Raw genomic sequence first — 16,605 nt, 5'->3', positions numbered from 1 at the left:
CGTGGCGGGGAGGTCAGACCTTCGCGAGCCCGCGGATCGGGCTGACGGACTGCTCCTCCTCGTGGTCCGGACCGAGCGGGATGCCCGAGCGGTCGCGCAGCAGGAGCGTGGCGACGAGGCCGAGGAGCGTCATGCCCGCGAGGTACCAGGTGACCGCCTCGGTGGAGCCGGTCTGATCGACGATGAACGTCGCGATGGTGGGCGCGAAGGCGCCGCCGGCGATCGCGCCGATCGCGTACGAGATGGAGACGCCGGAGAACCGGATGCTCGCAGGGAACAGCTCGGTGTACAGCGCCGCCTGCGGCCCGTAGGTGAAGCCCAGGCCGATCGTGAGGATCGCGAGACCGGCGAACAGCAGCCCCACCTCGCCGGTGTTGACGAGCGGGAACAGCGTGAACACGCCGACGAGCTGGAGCACCCAGCCGATGAGGTAGGTCGTGCGACGGCCGATGCGGTCCGACACCCAGCCGGCCAGCAGCGTGGTCAGCAGCCAGGTCACGGCCGATCCGGCGACCGCCCACAGCACCGGTCCGCGCTCGAGGCCGATGGGTCCGTCGGGGTTCGTGGCGTAGCCCTGGATGTAGCCGCCGGTGGTCATGTAGCCCACCGCGTTGTTCCCGGCGAAGACGAGGGCCGCGATGATGACGAGCAGCAGGTGCTTGCGGAAGAGCTGCACGATCGGCATCTTCGCCTTCTCCTTGCGCTCGGCGAGTTCGGCGAACACCGGGCTCTCCTCCACGCGACGGCGGACGTAGTAGCCCACGAGGATCAGCACGACGCTCAGCAGGAACGGCACGCGCCAGCCCCAGGCGAGGAACTGGTCTCCCGGAGCGATCACGGTCATCAGCGCCATGACGCCCGACGCGAGCAGCAGGCCGAGCGGCACGCCGATCTGCGGGGAGGCGCCGAAGATGCCGCGCTTCTTGCGCGGGGCGTGCTCGACGGCCATCAGCACCGCGCCACCCCACTCGCCGCCGGCCGAGATGCCCTGCACGATGCGCAGCAGCACGAGGAGGATCGGCGCCAGCACGCCGATGGTCTCGTAGGTGGGGAGCAGACCGATCAGGGCGGTCGCGGCACCCATGAGGATCAGCGTCCACATCAGCACGGCCTTGCGGCCGAACTTGTCGCCGTAGTGGCCCGCGAGGAACGCGCCGAGGGGACGGAAGAGGAAGCTCACACCGACCGTGGCGAAGCCGACGAGAGCGCTGTTGGCGCCGAGCGGAGCGAAGAAGAGCTGTCCGAAGACGAGCCCGACCGCCGTGGCGTAGATGAAGAAGTCGTACCACTCGACGGTGGTCCCGACGACGGTGGCGAAGACGACACGACGCCGGTCGGCCGCCGTCGCGATGGTTCCGGTGGGCGTGAACCCATCCTGTGACTGCCCGCTCATGGGGTGTCTCCTTTGTGCTTGTGACCGCGTTGTCACGGCGCGCACGGACGTGAATCCGATCTGCTTGCCGAGGGGTGAGACGATGATATATGATTTCGGATACGACGCACAACGCGTCCTGACGAGCGCGAGGAGGCGCATCCGTGACGGACACCATCGCCCGCCCGGGGAAGATCATCGCGATCCACCTGAGCTACGCCTCGCGGGCCGACCAGCGTGGTCGACGCCCCGCCCACCCCTCCTATTTCTTCAAGCCGGCCAGCTCGGTCGGGGTCTCCGGCGGTACCGTCGAGCGCCCCGCCGGTACCGAGCTGCTCGCGTTCGAGGGGGAGATCGCGCTGATCATCGGCGCCCCGGCCCGCCGGGTCGCCCTCGCCGACGCCTGGGATCACGTGCAGTGGGTGACCGCCTCGAACGACCTCGGCCTCTACGACCTGCGCGCCAACGACAAGGGCTCCAACGTCCGCTCCAAGGGCGGCGACGGGTACACCCCGCTCGGTCCGGAGCTGATCGACGCCCGCACGGTCGACCCGGCGGCCCTCCGCGTGCGCGCCTGGGTGAACGGCGAGCTCCGCCAGGACGACACCACCGCCGGGCTCATCTTCCCGCTGGCCCAGCTCGTCGCCGACCTCTCCCAGCACTTCACGCTGGAGACCGGCGACGTGATCCTCACGGGCACCCCCGCGGGCTCATCGGTCATCGTCCCCGGCGACGTGGTCGAGATCGAGGTCGACGCCCCGGACGCCCCCGGCGCTCCCACGTCCGGCCGCCTGGTCACGACGGTCACGCAGGGCGACGTCCCCTTCGACGGCGACCTCGGCTCGCTCCCCGCGGTCGACGACCTCCAGCGCACCGAGGCCTGGGGCTCCCGCGAGCTCGCCGGCCTGCCCGCCGAGGACACCGCGCCCACGCTCACCCCCGAGCTCCGCGCCCAGCTCCTCGAAGCCCCCACCGCCGGCCTCTCGGCCCAGCTGCGCAAGCGCGGACACCACTCCTGCTTCATCGACGGCGTCTCCGCCAACCTCCCGGGCACGAAGATCGTCGGCACCGCCAAGACCCTGCGCTTCGTGCCGTTCCGCGAAGACCTCTTCCGCACCCACGGCGGCGGGTACAACGCCCAGAAGCGCGCGTTCGATGCGGTCGCCGAGGGCGAGGTCATCGTCATCGAGGCCCGCGGCGACGCGACCACCGGAACGCTCGGCGACATCCTCGCCCTGCGCGCGCAGACCCGCGGCGCGGCGGGCGTGGTCACAGACGGCGGTGTGCGCGACTTCCAGGCCGTCGCCGAGATCGGGCTTCCCGTCTTCTCGCAGGGCGCGCACCCCTCGGTGCTCGGCCGCAAGCACGTGCCGTGGGACGTCGACGTGACGATCTCGTGCGGCGGCGCCACCGTGCAGCCCGGCGACATCATCGTCGGCGACGGCGACGGCGTGATCGTGATCCCGCCGGCTCTCGCCGCCGAGGTCGCCGCCGACGCCGTGGCCCAGGAGATCGAGGACGCCTGGATCGCCGAGCAGGTCGCCGCCGGGCACCCGGTCGACGGCCTCTTCCCGATGAACGCCGAGTGGCGCGCCCGCTACGAGCAGGCGACCGGCACCGGAGCGGAGCGGAAGTGAGCACGGTCGAGAGCGCCAGCAAGTCGGAGCAGGCGTACGCCTGGATCCGCGCGCGCATCTCGGCGCACACCTACGGTCCCGGCTACCGCCTGGTCCTCGGTCCGATCGCCGAGGAGCTGGGGATGAGTGTGGTCCCGGTGCGCGAGGCGATCCGCCGCCTGGAGGCCGAGGGGCTCGTGACCTTCGAGCGCAACGTCGGCGCCCGCGTGACCCTCGTGGATGAGGGCGAGTACGCCCACACCATGCAGACGCTCGGACTCGTCGAAGGCGCGGCCACCGCGCTGTCCGCTCCCCTGCTCGGCGCGGACGCGCTCGCGCAGGCCGCGGAGGTCAACGAGCGGATGAGCCGCCTGCTCGACCACTTCGACCCGCACACGTTCACCGAGCTCAACCGGCAGTTCCACTCCGTGCTGTTCGAGCCGTGCCCGAACCCGCACCTGCTCGACCTCGTGCACCGCGGCTGGGCCCGGCTGTCCGGCATCCGCGACTCGACCTTCGCCTACGTGCCCGGCCGCGCCCACCACTCGGTCGACGAGCACGCCCAGATCCTCGAGCTGATCCGCGACGGCGCCGAGCCGCTGGAGATCGAGCTCGCCGCCCGCAACCACCGGTGGCGCACGAGGGACGCGTTCCTCGACGCCCTGCACACCCGTTCCGTCCCCGCCGAAGGAGAAGCATCATGACCGACTCCCGCATCCCCGCCGACCTGCCCGACCACATCCAGCACTATATCGACGGCGCCTTCGTCGACTCGATCGACGGCGACACGTTCGACGTGCTCGACCCGGTGACGAACCAGACCTACACGACGGCCGCCGCCGGCAAGAAGGCCGACATCGAGCGGGCCGTCGCCGCCGCCAAGCGCGCCTTCGACGAGGGTCCCTGGCCGCGGATGCTCCCGCGGGAGCGCTCGCGCGTGCTGCACAGGATCGCCGACATCGTGGAGTCGCGCGACGCCCGGCTCGCGGAGCTGGAGTCGTACGACTCGGGGCTGCCGATCACGCAGGCCCTCGGTCAGGCCCGCCGCGCCGCGGAGAACTTCCGCTTCTTCGCCGATCTGATCGTCGCCCAGGCCGACGACGCCTTCAAGGTGCCGGGCAAGCAGATGAACTACGTCAACCGCAAGCCGATCGGCGTCGCCGGGCTCATCACCCCGTGGAACACGCCGTTCATGCTCGAGTCCTGGAAGCTCGGCCCCGCGCTCGCGACCGGCAACACGGTCGTCCTCAAGCCGGCCGAGTTCACGCCCCTCTCCGCCTCGCTGTGGGCGGGCATCTTCGAGGAGGCGGGCCTGCCGCAGGGCGTCTTCAACCTCGTGAACGGCCTCGGCGAAGACGCCGGCGACGCGCTGGTGAAGCACCCCGACGTGCCGCTCATCTCCTTCACCGGCGAGAGCCGCACGGGGCAGATCATCTTCGGCAACGCCGCGCCGTTCCTCAAGGGCCTGTCGATGGAGCTCGGCGGCAAGTCGCCCGCCGTGGTCTTCGCAGACGCCGACCTGGAGGCCGCCGTCGACGCGACCATCTTCGGCGTCTTCTCCCTCAACGGCGAGCGCTGCACCGCCGGGTCCCGCATCCTCGTGGAGCGCTCGATCTACGAGGAGTTCGTGGAGCGCTATGCCGCGCAGGCGCAGCGCGTCAAGGTCGGCTACCCGCACGACCCCGAGACCGAGGTCGGCGCTCTCGTGCACCCCGAGCACTACGACAAGGTGATGTCCTACGTCGAGATCGGCAAGACCGAGGGCCGCCTGGTCGCCGGTGGCGGTCGTCCCGAGGGTTTCGAGGAGGGGAACTTCGTCGCCCCGACGGTGTTCGCCGACGTCGCCCCCGACGCCCGCATCTTCCAGGAGGAGATCTTCGGCCCGGTCGTCGCGATCACCCCGTTCGACTCCGACGAGGAGGCGCTGGCACTCGCGAACAACACGAAGTACGGCCTCGCGGCCTACATCTGGACGAACGACCTCAAGCGCGCCCACACGTTCGCGCAGTCCGTCGAGGCCGGCATGGTGTGGCTGAACAGCAACAACGTCCGCGACCTGCGCACGCCGTTCGGCGGCGTGAAGGCATCGGGCCTGGGCCACGAGGGCGGCTACCGCTCCATCGACTTCTACACCGATCAGCAGAGCGTGCACATCACGCTCGCCTCGACCCCGCACAACCCGACGTTCGGCAAGAACTGACGCCCGCCGGACACAAGCAAGGACGCTGACATGACCGACAAGACCGCCAAGACCCTCACCTCCTCCGGCTACTACGTGAGCCAGGAGGCCCCGATCCAGAGCGACAACCCCGTCGCGACGCCGAAGAGCACGCCGCCGGACATCCTGCGGTGCGCGTACATGGAGCTCGTCGTGACCGACCTGGCCGCGTCGCGGCAGTTCTACGTCGACATCCTGGGCCTGTACGTGACCGAGGAGGACGACGAGGCGATCTACCTGCGCTCGACCGAGGAGTTCATCCACCACAACCTCGTGCTGCGTCAGGGACCCATCGCCGCGGTCGCCGCGTTCTCGTACCGGGTGCGCGCCGCGGAGGACCTCGACCGCGCCGTGGAGTTCTACACGGAGCTCGGCTGCGACGTCCGTCGTCAGGAGAACGGCTTCGTGAAGGGCATCGGCGACTCCGTGCGCGTCGTCGACCCGCTCGGCTTCCCGTACGAGTTCTTCTACGCCACCGAGCACGTGGAGCGCCTGTCCTGGCGGTACGACCTGCACACCCCCGGCGAGCTCGTGCGCCTCGACCACTTCAACCAGGTCACCCCTGACGTGCCGCGCGCGGTGCGCCACTACCAGGACCTCGGCTTCCGCGTGACGGAGGACATCCAGGACGACGAGGGCACCGTGTACGCCGCGTGGATGCGCCGCAAGCCCACCGTCCACGACACCGCGGCAACGGGCGGCGACGGTCCGCGGATGCACCACGTCGCCTTCGCGACGCACGAGAAGCACAACATCCTCGCGATCTGCGACAAGCTCGGGGCGCTGCGCCGCTCCGACGCCATCGAGCGCGGCCCCGGCCGGCACGGCGTCTCCAACGCGTTCTACCTCTACCTGCGCGACCCCGACGGCCACCGCGTCGAGATCTACACGCAGGACTACTACACCGGCGACCCGGACAACCCGGTCGTCACCTGGGACGTGCACGACAACCAGCGCCGCGACTGGTGGGGCACCCCGGTGGTGCCCTCTTGGTACACGGACGCCTCGCTCGTGCTCGACCTCGACGGCAACCCGCAGCCCGTCGTCGCCCGCACGGACTCCAGCGAGATGGCCGTGACGATCGGCGCCGACGGCTTCTCCTACACCCGCGCGGACGAGGGCGAGACCTCGATGCCCGAGTACAAGCAGGGCGAGTACAAGCTCGGCCACCAGCTCTAGGAGACGCTCATGCTGTCTGAGGAGACGATCGCGCAGATCGCCGCGGAGCTCGCGGAGGCCGACCGCACGCACGGGGTGATCCCGCGCATCACCGCGCGGTACCCCGAGGCGACCGTGGAGGACTCCTACGCCATCCAGGGCGTGTGGCGGGATTCGCAGGTCGCGGCGGGCCGCCGGCTGGTCGGGCGCAAGATCGGCCTGACCTCGAAGGCCATGCAGCAGGCGACGGGGATCACCGAGCCCGACTACGGCGTCATGTTCGACGACACCGTGTACGAGTCGGGCGCGGAGATCCCCACGGATCACTTCTCCAACGTCCGCATCGAGGTCGAGCTGGCGTTCGTGCTCAAGGAACCGCTGGAGGGCCCCGACTGCACGCTGGAGGACGCCCTCGCCGCGATCGACTACGCCGTGCCGGCCCTCGAGGTGCTGAACTCGCACATCGAGCTCGAGGGCCGCACGATCGTCGACACCATCAGCGACAACGCCGCGTACGGGGCGATGGTGCTGGGGACGGTGCGCAAGCGCCCGGACGAGATCGACCTGCGGTGGGTGCCCGGCGTGCTCTCCCGCAACGGGGAGATCGAGGAGACCGGTGTCGCCGCCGGCGTGCTCGGGCATCCGGCCACCGGGGTGGCGTGGCTCGCGAACAAGTTCCATCAGCACGGCGCGCGTCTGGAGGCGGGGGAGATCATCCTGGCAGGATCGTTCACACGCCCGATGTGGGTGTCGCGCGGCGACGAGGTGCTGTGCGACTACGGACCGATGGGGACCATCACATGCCGCTTCGTCTAGAGCCGTCCTTCCGCGCGCAGCTCGCCGCGTCCGACCGGCCGTTCGTGGGGATGTGGGTGTGCTCCGGCAGCCCGCTGCTGGCCGAGGTCGCCGCGGGCTCCGGGCTGGACTGGCTGCTCATCGACATGGAGCACTCGGCGAACACGCTCGAGTCCGTGCTGACCCAGCTCCAGGCGGTCGCGGCCTATCCGGTCACGCCCCTCGTGCGGGTGCCCTTCAACGATGCGGTCGCGATCAAGCAGGTGCTCGACCTCGGTGCGCAGAACCTCATCGTGCCGATGGTGTCCTCCCCCGACGAGGCCAGGGCCGCCGTGGCCGCGACCCGCTATCCCCCCGAGGGCGTCCGCGGGGTCGGCAGCGCCCTGGCCCGCAGCGCCCGCTGGAACCGCGTCGACCGCTACCTGCAGGAGTCCGCGCAGCACGTGTCGCTGACGGTGCAGATCGAGACGGCCGCGGGGGTCGAGGCCGCCGCCGACATCGCCGCGGTCGACGGGGTGGACGCGGTGTTCGTCGGCCCCTCCGACCTGTCCGCGTCGATGGGCCTGCTCGGACAGCAGACGCATCCGGACGTGGTCGCCGCCGTGGAGTCGGTGTTCGCCGCGGTGCACGGCGCAGGGAAACCCGTGGGCGTGAACGCCTTCGACCCCTCCGCCGCCGACGCGTATCTCGCGGCGGGTGCGGACTTCGTGGCCGTGGGCGCCGACGTCGCCCTCCTCGCCCGCGCCTCCGAGGCCCTCGCCGCCCGCTTCCTCCCCCGCTCCGACGCCTCCGGCCGCCCCAGCTACTGACTTCGAGTCGCGCACCTGGCTCCATCCGCGGCCGGAATGGTGCCATTTGCGCGATTCGGAGCGGGCGGGAAGGATGAGCCGGTGCACAGACTGGCGGCGATGCAGGACCGCAACTTCCGGTGGTTCTTCCTCGCGCGCGCCCTGACCCTCGTCACGGGCTCGATGTCGGCGATCGCGCTGGCGTTCGCGGTGCTCGAGATCGACAACGACGCCCGGTCGCTCTCGATCGTGCTCGCGGCCTTCACGATCAGCAACATCGTGTTCGTCCTGTTCGGAGGGGTCGTCGCCGACCGCCTCCCCCGCGCCCTCATCATCCAGTCCTGCTACGTCGTGGACATCCTGTCGGTCGGGGCGATGGCCGCTCTCCTGTTCACGGGCACGGCCACGGTCCCGCTCCTCGCCGTGCTCTCCGCGATCAACGGCGCCTCCTCCGCGTTCGTGCTCCCCGCGATGCAGGGCATCATCCCGCAGCTGACCACCCCCGCGCACCTCCAGCAGGCGAACGCGATGCTGTCGTTCGTCCGCTCGGCCGTCACGATCGGCGGCCCGGTCATCGCCGGGGTCCTGGTGGCCACCGCGGGACCCGCGTGGGCCATGGTCGTGCAGGCGGCGGGGTGGCTGCTCGCGATCCCGGTCCTCGCGCTCGTGAAGCTCCCGCCACCCGCGGCCTCCGGCGGCACCACGATGTTCCACGACCTCCGGGTGGGGTGGCACGAGTTCTGGAGCCGCTCCTGGCTGTGGACCATCGTGCTGGCCTTCATGATCATGAACGCGATCCACGTGGGCGCCTGGGGCGTCGTCGGCCCGTACATCGCGAAGAACGACGATCGCCTCGGCATCTCCGGCTGGGGGTGGGTCGTGAGCGCGGAGGGGGCAGGGGTCCTCGTGATGACCCTGCTGCTGATGTGGTTCCCGCTCCGCCGGCCCCTGCGCTACGGGATGATCGGGATGGCGGCGTTCGCCCTGCCACTCACCCTCCTCGGCGTGCATCCGGCCGTGGTCCTGCTGGCGATGGCGGCGTTCGTCGCCGGAGCCGGGGCCGAGGTCTTCGCGACCGGCTGGAACCTCGCGATGATGGAGAACATCCCCGGGGAGAAGCTCTCGCGGGTCGCGAGCTACGACATGCTCGGCAGCTTCGTCGTGATGCCCATCGGCACGCTCGTGTACGGCTGGCTCATCACGCATGCGGAGCCGGCCACCGTGCTCACCACCTCCGCGGTCCTCTATGCGGCGATCGCTCTGGTGACGCTGCTCGTCCCCGCGGTGTGGCGGATGGGGCGGCCCGCGGCGGCCGTCACGGAGCGCGCGGGAGTGGCGGATTCATAGCAATCCCGGGGAGACTGTGGGCATGACCTTCCCCCCGCTGCAGCCCCTCGCCGACCGTGCCGCCCTCTTCACCGCGCTCCGCCAGGACGCCCTCTCCGCGGCCGCCGACGCACTCGGCGAGCACCGGTGGGACGCCGACCTCGCGGCGGGGACGCTGACCTTCACCGCGAACGACGACCCGACCCGGCAGCTCGTGACCCGCGCGCACCTCATCGCCACGATCGCCCCCGGCCCGCGCTCGCTGCTGTGGGCGTGGGCGCACCCCCAGGGCGACCCCCAGGGTGTCGCCGCGCAGCTCCGCGCGTACGGCGAGCAGCACGGGATCGCCGAGCTCACCGCCCCCGAGGTCCCGTTCCCGGCCGACGCCTCGGGCGACGCGGAGTGGATCGCCCGCGCGGCGCACACGATCGGCGGCGTGGCGGTGGAGCTCACCGGGCGCTCCCCCTACTACTCGGCCCCCGTCGACGGCGGCACCCGCGCGGTGTTCCTGCTCGACGCCCCGCTCGCTCCGCTCACGGTCGCCGACACGGTGGTGGCCCTCCCCCGCACCCTCGCGCAGACACCCCTTCCCGATGCCCGCACGGCGGTCTGGGACCTCGCGCGTCTCGCCGGCTGGACCCTCACCTGGACGGACGAGTCCTTCTCCGGCGCCACGGTGACGGACGCCTCGGGCACCGCGACGATCCGCTTCGACGAGCAGGCCCGGATCAGCGGCGTGGAGAGCTCGCTGCACGGCCAGGTCTGAGTCCGCAGAAACGCACGAACGCCGCAGGGATCCCGGGGATCCCTGCGGCGTTCGCGTGAATCTGCGACGCGGCGCGGAAGTCAGACCGTCCGCTCGGCCGCCTCGACGACGTTGGTCATGAGCAGGGCGACGGTCATCGGCCCCACCCCTCCCGGATTCGGGGACAGGTACCCGGCGACCTCGGCGACCTCGGGAGCGACGTCACCGAACACGAGGTTCTTGCCGGTCTCCGGATCGGTCTCGCGGGTGACCCCCACGTCCAGCACCGCGGCTCCGGGCTTGACGTCCTCGGCGCGGATGAGGTGCTTGACCCCCGCGGCCGCGACGATCACGTCGGCCTCCCGCAGGTAACGCGGCATGTCGATTGTGCCGGTGTGCGTCAGCGTGACCGTGGCGTTGAGGTCGCGACGGGTCAGCAGCAGCCCGATCGAGCGCCCGATGGTGACACCGCGGCCGACGACCACGACGTGCTTGCCCTTGAGGTCGTAGTCGTTGCGCAGCAGCAGCTCGATGACACCGCGCGGGGTGCACGGCAGCGGCGTGTGGATCGGCGCGTTGACGTTGAGGACGAGGCGCCCGAGGTTGGTCGGGTGCAGGCCGTCCGCGTCCTTCGCCGGATCGATCCGCTCCAGGATCGCGTCCGTGTCGAGGTGCTTCGGCAGCGGCAGCTGCACGATGTACCCGTGGCAGGCGGGATCGGCGTTGAGCTCGTCGATCAGCGCCTCGACGTCAGCCTGCGTCGCATCGGCTGGCAGCTCGCGCTGGATCGAGTTCATCCCGATCGCCTCGGACTGCCGGTGCTTCATGCCCACGTAGAGCTGCGAGGCGGGGTCGGCTCCCACCAGCACCGTGGCGATGCCGGGGGTGACGCCCTTCTCCTTCAGTGCGGCGACCCGCTCCGTCAGCTCGGCGCGGATCTCGGCCGCCGCCGCCTTGCCGTCGAGGACGACCGCGGTCACTGCTGCAGGTCCGGGTAGAGCGGGAAGGCCGCGGCGAGCGCGTCCACGCGGGCGCGGAGCGCCTCGATGTCGGCACCGGGGAGCAGCGCGAGGGCGATGATGTCGGCCACCTCGGTGAACTCGGCGTCGCCGAAGCCGCGGGTCGCGAGCGCGGGCGTGCCGATCCGCAGACCCGAGGTCACCATCGGCGGACGCGGGTCGTTCGGCACGGCGTTGCGGTTCACGGTGATGTGGATGTCGTGCAGGAGGTCCTCCGCCTGCTTGCCGTCGATCTCGGCGTCGCGGAGGTCGACGAGCACGAGGTGCACGTCCGTGCCGCCCGAGCGCACCGCGATGCCGGCGTCCTTCACGTCCTGCTGCGACAGGCGCTCGGCGATGAGCTTCGCACCGCGCAGCACGCGCTCCTGGCGCTCCTTGAACTCCGGCGTGCCGGCGAGCTTGAAGGCGGTCGCCTTCGCCGCGATCACGTGCATGAGCGGACCGCCCTGCTGACCGGGGAAGACCGCGGTGTTGATCTTCTTGGCGAGATCGGCGTCGTTGGTGAGGATGAAGCCCGAGCGGGGGCCGCCGATGGTCTTGTGCACCGTCGAGGACACGACGTGCGCGTGCGGCACCGGGTTGGGGTGCAGACCGGCGGCCACGAGGCCGGCGAAGTGCGCCATGTCGACCCAGAGGATCGCGCCCACCTCGTCGGCGATGGCGCGGAACGCGGCGAAGTCCATCGTGCGCGGGTAGGCGGACCACCCGGCGATGATGACCTTGGGCTTGTGCTCGATCGCGAGGCGGCGCACCTCGTCCATGTCGATCGTCGAGGTCTCGGCGTCGACCCCGTAGGCCACGATGTCGTACAGGCGACCGGAGAAGTTGATCTTCATGCCGTGCGTGAGGTGGCCGCCCTGGTCGAGCGAGAGGCCGAGCAGGGTGTCGCCAGGGCGGGCGATCGCGTGCAGGACCGCGGCGTTCGCGGACGCACCGGAGTGCGGCTGGACGTTCGCGAACTCGGCGCCGAACAGGCTCTTGGCGCGGGAGATGGCGAGCTCCTCCGCGACGTCGACCTCCTCGCAGCCGCCGTAGTAGCGGCGGCCGGGGTAGCCCTCGGCGTACTTGTTGGTGAGCACCGAGCCCTGCGACTGCAGGACCGAGACAGGGACGAAGTTCTCCGAGGCGATCATCTCGAGGAAGGTCTGCTGGCGCTTCAGCTCGCGATCGAGGACCTCGGCGATCTCCGGGTCGACCTCGGAAAGCGGGGCGTTGAAGTAACGGTCGGTCATGACGTGCTCCTTTTGACGACGGATTCGAAAAGGGTGTTCCTATCGGCCCAGGCGCGCGGTCGAATTCCGTGGTCAGTCGCTCCCCGGTGGTTGTCCACCCAGACGCCAGTCGCGACGGTTACGAGCATAGCCGATGCGCGACGCCGCGCACGCGGTCGTTTCGGGCATCGTGCCCACCACCTGCAGAATCGTTTCGATCCCCCTGTTCCCTTGCGGTGTTTCGGCGGCTAGGTTTTGTTCATGGTCCTACCTCTTGATCTGCCCCTCGTCCCCGCTCCGGTGTCCGCGAAGGCCAGGGAGGGACGTCTGCCGCTCGCCGCGACGACGCGCGTGCTCGGCTCCTCCCCCGCCGCCGGACAGCTGATCGACGCCGTCGAACGCCGCACCGGCCTCCGTCTCACCGCGGTGGACTCCGGCCCCGCCGAGATCGAGCTCTTCGTCGACGCGGCCTCGTCCGCGCCGGAGGGCTACACGCTCGAGGTCGGCGACCGCGCCATCCTCATCGGCGCCGACGAGGCGGGGCTCTTCTACGGGGTCCAGACGCTGCTGCAGCTGCTCCGGGAGGACGACGCCGGCTGGGCGCTGCTCCGCGCCGACATCGCGGACGCCCCGCGCTTCGCCCGCCGGGGCGTGATGCTCGACGTGGCGCGGCACTTCTTCGGCGTCGACGACGTGAAGCGGTTCATCGACAGCACGAGCGCGCTGAAGTTCAACCACCTGCACCTGCACCTCACCGACGACCAGGGCTGGCGCGTGCACATCGAATCCTGGCCGCTGCTCACCGAGCGGGCCGCCGCCACCGCCGCCGACGGCGCCCCCGGCGGCTACTACACCAAGGACGACTACCGCGAGATCGTGGCGTACGCGGCCGCGCGCCACATGATCGTGATCCCCGAGATCGACCTTCCCGGCCACACCCACGCGATCGGCGTCGCCTACCCGGAGCTGGTCGAGGCCCCGGTCCTGAACGACGCGCTGATCGCCCAGTCCGAGCAGCTCGGCCAGCCGCTCCCCGTGGCCGGCGAGCCCTATCTGGGCTGGGGGGTCGGGCACTCCAGCGTGCGCATCCACGAGGAGGAGACGTATCGGTTCGTCCGCGACGTGGTCCGCGAGCTCGCCGAGATGACCCCGGGGCCCTACATCCACATCGGCGGCGACGAGTCCCTCGGCACGCCCCAGGCCGACTTCGACCTCTTCGCGGAGCGCGCGACGGCGATCGTCGTCGAGGAGGGCAAGACCCCGGTCGCGTGGCACGAGATGGGCTCGGCGGCCGGTATCGCCCGCGGCACGATCGGCCAGTACTGGGGCATGACGACGCCGACGGGCACGCACGCCGAGGAGGCCGCGCACTTCGTCGAGCGCGGCGGAGCCCTGATCATGTCGGCGGCCGATGCGACCTACCTCGACATGAAGTACACCGCCGACTTCCCGCTCGGTCTCACCTGGGCCGCGATCATCGACGTCCGTCGCGCGTACGAGTGGGAGCCGACCGACGTGCTCGCCGTGCCGGACGAGGCGATCCTCGGCATCGAGGCTCCGCTGTGGTCCGAGACCACCCGCACGCTCGACGAGGTGGAGCGGCTCGTGTTCCCTCGTGCCGCCGCCCAGGCCGAGATCGCCTGGTCGCCGCGCGACGGCGTGGGCCGCACATGGGAGTCCTTCCGCGCCCGGGTCGGCGCCCTCGCGCCGCTGTGGAAGGCTGAGGGGGTCGATTTCCACCCCGCCCCCGAGATCCCCTGGAGCGCCCGTTGAAGACCCTCTCCTCCGCGACCGGTTCCCTGGTCATCCACTCCGTCCGCCTCGTCGACCGCGGGGAGATCGTCGAGGACGGGTGGGTGCGCATCGAGGACGGCGTCGTCGCCGCGCGCGGCACGGGGACGGACTGGGAGCCGGCGACCGAGGTCGTGGATGGCGCGGCCGTGGCAGGCGCGGGCGCCCTGCTCACGCCGGGCTTCGTCGACATCCACGGTCATGGCGGCGCGGGCGCGGCGTACGACGACGGCGTGAACGCCATCCGGACCGGACGGGATCTGCACCGCGAGCACGGCACCACCAGGGCCGTCATCTCGCTCGTCACCGGCACGATCGACGACCTCGCACGCAGCGTCGCCCTGATCGCCGCCCTGACCAGGACCGATGCGGACGTGCTCGGCTCGCACCTGGAGGGCCCGTTCCTCGACCCCGGTCACCACGGCGCTCATGAGCCCTCGCTGCTGCGGCACCCCGTCGCGGCCGACGTGACCCGCCTGCTGGATGCAGGAGAAGGCACCGTCCGTCAGGTCACCATCGCGCCGGAGCTCCCCGGCGGGATCGACGCCGTCCGTCAGATCGTCGCGGCGGGTGCCGCGGCCGCAGTGGGGCACACCGACGCCGACGCCGCCATGGCCGTCGCCGCCTTCGAGGCCGGCGCCTCGCTGCTGACCCACGCCTTCAACGCGATGCCGGGGATCCACCACCGCGCCCCCGGCCCGGTGCTCGCCGCGGCCGCGGATCACCGGGTGATCCTGGAGGCCATCGCCGACGACGTCCACCTCGACCCGCACGTCGTCAAGCTCGTGTTCGACGCGGCGCCGCACCGCGTGGCGCTCATCACCGACGCCATGGCCGCGGCCGGGAGCGCCGACGGCAAGTACGACCTCGGTGCGGTGAAGGTCACCGTCGAGAACGGCGTGGCCCGCGCCGACGACACCGGCTCGATCGCCGGCTCCACGCTGACCCAGGACGTCGCGCTGCAGCGGGCAGTGGCGGCGGGCGTGCCTCTTGCGGAGGTCGTGCGGGCGCTCACGGAGACCCCGGCCCGCGCGATCGGACGCGACGCCCACCTCGGCGCGCTGCGCCCCGGCCTGCTCGGCGATGCGGTGCTTCTGGACGCGGAGCTGCGCGTCGCGCGGGTCTGGACAGGTCCGGCGCTGCCCGCCTAGGAGGACAGCGCTTCGCGCGACGCGCAGCGCTGCGGTCTCCGGTCGATCGGACGAGACGGTGTCACCGGACTCCCCAGATCGGTGACGTGCGTCTCGCAGGTGTGGGAGTGGTGGGCCGCCGTTCTCCCCAGATCGGCGGCCCATTCCCTCCCGCTCGAGCGGGCGGGGCCGGGAGCTCCTCCCCCGAGGATCCCGACCCGCCCACTGGTGCAGTACCCCCCGCACCAGCGCCGGAACTCCGCCCCCCGGTGGAGTCCATTTCGGCTGTCTCTACGGGATGAGACGAAGGGCGGCCCGGTTCATTACGCGGTTCTCGGAAAAAAGTTCAGAAAACTTCTCGGGCGGTCCGCGCTGAGCACCGCGGAGCCCTCCCGAGCATCTCCTCCGAGTCCGCACCGGGGCTGGCCTCCATGCCGATTTCGCGAGAGAATGGTCTGACCGCGTAATGAAAGACGCCTTCTCGCGTCTCTCCTCCTGGGGACGGCTGTGTGCCCCGGGACCAGATGGATGACCGTGCACCGAGAGAACACCACACCAGACGACACCATCGGCGATGCCGACCTAATCCTCCGCGTCCGCTCCGGCGACAAGGGGGCGTTCGGGGAACTCTGGAGGCGGCACTACCCGTCCGGGATGGCGGTCGCACGCTCGGTGACCTCCTCCATCGATCCGGACGACCTGGTGCAGGAGTCCTACACCCGCATCTACCAGGCGATCCTCAAGGGTGGCGGTCCCAACGGCTCGTTCCGCGCCTACCTCTTCACGAGCATCCGCAACACGGCGGCCGCCTGGGGACGAGCCCGCCGCGAGACCGCGATCGACGAACTCGACACGGTCGCCGACCCGGACAGCACCGAGCACGCCACCAACGAGGCGCTCGATCGCAGCCTCACGGCCCAGGCGTTCCGCAGCCTCCCCTCCCGGTGGCAGGAGGTGCTCTGGTACACCGAGATCGAGCAGATGAAGCCCCAGGAGGTGGCTCCGCTCCTCGGCATGAAGGCCGGCGCGGTGTCGCAGCTCGCCTTCCGCGCCCGCGAAGGACTTCGAGAGGCCTGGATCCAGGCACACCTGCGCAGCGCGAGCCCCGGCTCCGAGTGCCAGTGGACGATCGAGCATCTCGGCGCCTACTCGCGCGGCAACCTCGCCACGCGTGATCACCGTCGCCTCGAGCTGCACCTCGACGAGTGCGCCCGCTGCATGATCGTCGCGGCCGAGGCCAAGGACGTCTCGAAGCGCCTCGCCCTCGTCCTGCTCCCGCTCGTCCTCGGTGCCACCGGTGCCTCCGGCTACCTCGCAGCTCTCCAGGGCGGTGCGCCGGTCCTGGCGGTGGCGGGCGCGGCTTCCACCATCCCCGGTGCGGTGTTCGTCGGCGACGGCGGCATCGGCCAGGCCGCGGCGGCCGCCTCCGGCTCCGG

Annotated in this window: 14 protein-coding genes and 1 riboswitch; of the genes, 11 read left to right on the top strand and 3 right to left on the bottom strand. The window is 71.0% G+C overall.

All coding sequences use genetic code 11. From position 1 onward, the window contains the following. Nucleotides 1-13: 13 nt before the first annotated feature. Nucleotides 14-1,393 carry an MFS transporter gene (locus DW296_RS09130; protein ID WP_136051969.1) on the bottom strand — a complete coding sequence of 460 codons (1,380 nt, stop codon included), beginning with the start codon at nt 1,391-1,393 and terminating at the stop codon, nt 14-16. 143 nt (nt 1,394-1,536) lie between these two features. Between DW296_RS09130 and DW296_RS09125 the strand changes: the two genes are divergently transcribed. The 8 genes from DW296_RS09125 (at nt 1,537) to DW296_RS09090 (ending at nt 10,039) form a co-directional block, all read left to right on the top strand. After that, entirely contained in the window at nt 1,537-3,009 is a 1,473-nt protein-coding gene (locus DW296_RS09125; protein ID WP_136051968.1) for a fumarylacetoacetate hydrolase family protein, read from the top strand. Beyond that, on the top strand, nt 3,006-3,692 hold the full coding sequence (locus DW296_RS09120) for a GntR family transcriptional regulator (RefSeq protein WP_136051967.1): 687 nt from the start codon (nt 3,006-3,008) through the stop codon (nt 3,690-3,692). The genes DW296_RS09125 and DW296_RS09120 overlap by 4 nt, the downstream gene beginning before the upstream one ends. Next, nucleotides 3,689-5,188, top strand: coding sequence for a 5-carboxymethyl-2-hydroxymuconate semialdehyde dehydrogenase (hpaE, locus tag DW296_RS09115; protein ID WP_136051966.1), 1,500 nt, complete (start codon nt 3,689-3,691; stop codon nt 5,186-5,188). The genes DW296_RS09120 and hpaE overlap by 4 nt, the downstream gene beginning before the upstream one ends. Nucleotides 5,189-5,218: 30 nt before the next feature. Then, on the top strand, nt 5,219-6,385 hold the full coding sequence (gene hpaD / locus DW296_RS09110) for a 3,4-dihydroxyphenylacetate 2,3-dioxygenase (RefSeq protein WP_025103809.1): 1,167 nt from the start codon (nt 5,219-5,221) through the stop codon (nt 6,383-6,385). 9 nt (nt 6,386-6,394) lie between these two features. After that, nucleotides 6,395-7,180: a fumarylacetoacetate hydrolase family protein gene (locus tag DW296_RS09105; protein WP_060922855.1), complete on the top strand. Its 786-nt coding sequence runs from the start codon at nt 6,395-6,397 to the stop codon at nt 7,178-7,180. Next, nucleotides 7,165-7,968 carry an HpcH/HpaI aldolase family protein gene (locus DW296_RS09100; protein ID WP_136051965.1) on the top strand — a complete coding sequence of 268 codons (804 nt, stop codon included), beginning with the start codon at nt 7,165-7,167 and terminating at the stop codon, nt 7,966-7,968. The genes DW296_RS09105 and DW296_RS09100 overlap by 16 nt, the downstream gene beginning before the upstream one ends. Before the next feature lie 81 nt (nt 7,969-8,049). Next, the gene (locus DW296_RS09095) at nt 8,050-9,294 is read left to right on the top strand and encodes an MFS transporter (RefSeq protein WP_168429006.1); all 1,245 of its coding nucleotides are present in this window, start codon (nt 8,050-8,052) and stop codon (nt 9,292-9,294) included. 22 nt (nt 9,295-9,316) lie between these two features. Next, a complete protein-coding gene (locus DW296_RS09090) occupies nt 9,317-10,039 on the top strand; it encodes a DUF6882 domain-containing protein (protein WP_136051963.1) in 723 nt (240 codons plus the stop codon). Between the two features lie 80 nt (nt 10,040-10,119). On the opposite strand, the gene DW296_RS09085 is transcribed toward DW296_RS09090, so the two are convergent. After that, the gene (locus DW296_RS09085; RefSeq protein ID WP_136051962.1) at nt 10,120-10,998 is read right to left on the bottom strand and encodes a bifunctional methylenetetrahydrofolate dehydrogenase/methenyltetrahydrofolate cyclohydrolase; all 879 of its coding nucleotides are present in this window, start codon (nt 10,996-10,998) and stop codon (nt 10,120-10,122) included. Next, on the bottom strand, nt 10,995-12,269 hold the full coding sequence (gene glyA / locus DW296_RS09080; protein WP_025103803.1) for a serine hydroxymethyltransferase: 1,275 nt from the start codon (nt 12,267-12,269) through the stop codon (nt 10,995-10,997). The genes DW296_RS09085 and glyA overlap by 4 nt, the downstream gene beginning before the upstream one ends. A 38-nt stretch (nt 12,270-12,307) precedes the next feature. Next, a riboswitch (ZMP/ZTP riboswitch) is annotated at nt 12,308-12,392 on the bottom strand. 117 nt (nt 12,393-12,509) lie between these two features. On the opposite strand from glyA, the gene DW296_RS09075 reads away from it, so the two are divergent. The 3 genes from DW296_RS09075 to DW296_RS09065 form a co-directional block, all read left to right on the top strand. Continuing rightward, nucleotides 12,510-14,021 (top strand): family 20 glycosylhydrolase, encoded by a 1,512-nt coding sequence (locus tag DW296_RS09075; RefSeq protein WP_136051961.1) that lies wholly within the window; start codon nt 12,510-12,512, stop codon nt 14,019-14,021. Beyond that, nucleotides 14,018-15,190 carry an N-acetylglucosamine-6-phosphate deacetylase gene (gene nagA / locus DW296_RS09070; RefSeq protein ID WP_136051960.1) on the top strand — a complete coding sequence of 391 codons (1,173 nt, stop codon included), beginning with the start codon at nt 14,018-14,020 and terminating at the stop codon, nt 15,188-15,190. The genes DW296_RS09075 and nagA overlap by 4 nt, the downstream gene beginning before the upstream one ends. Nucleotides 15,191-15,697: 507 nt before the next feature. Further along, the coding region (locus DW296_RS09065; protein ID WP_136051959.1) for a sigma-70 family RNA polymerase sigma factor at nt 15,698-16,605 on the top strand (908 nt) is incomplete at its 3' end.

The sequence above is a fragment of the Microbacterium sp. K36 genome (assembly GCF_004794355.1).
Lineage (GTDB): Bacteria > Actinomycetota > Actinomycetes > Actinomycetales > Microbacteriaceae > Microbacterium > Microbacterium paraoxydans_D.
This window is presented reverse-complemented; position numbering and strand designations above follow the sequence as displayed.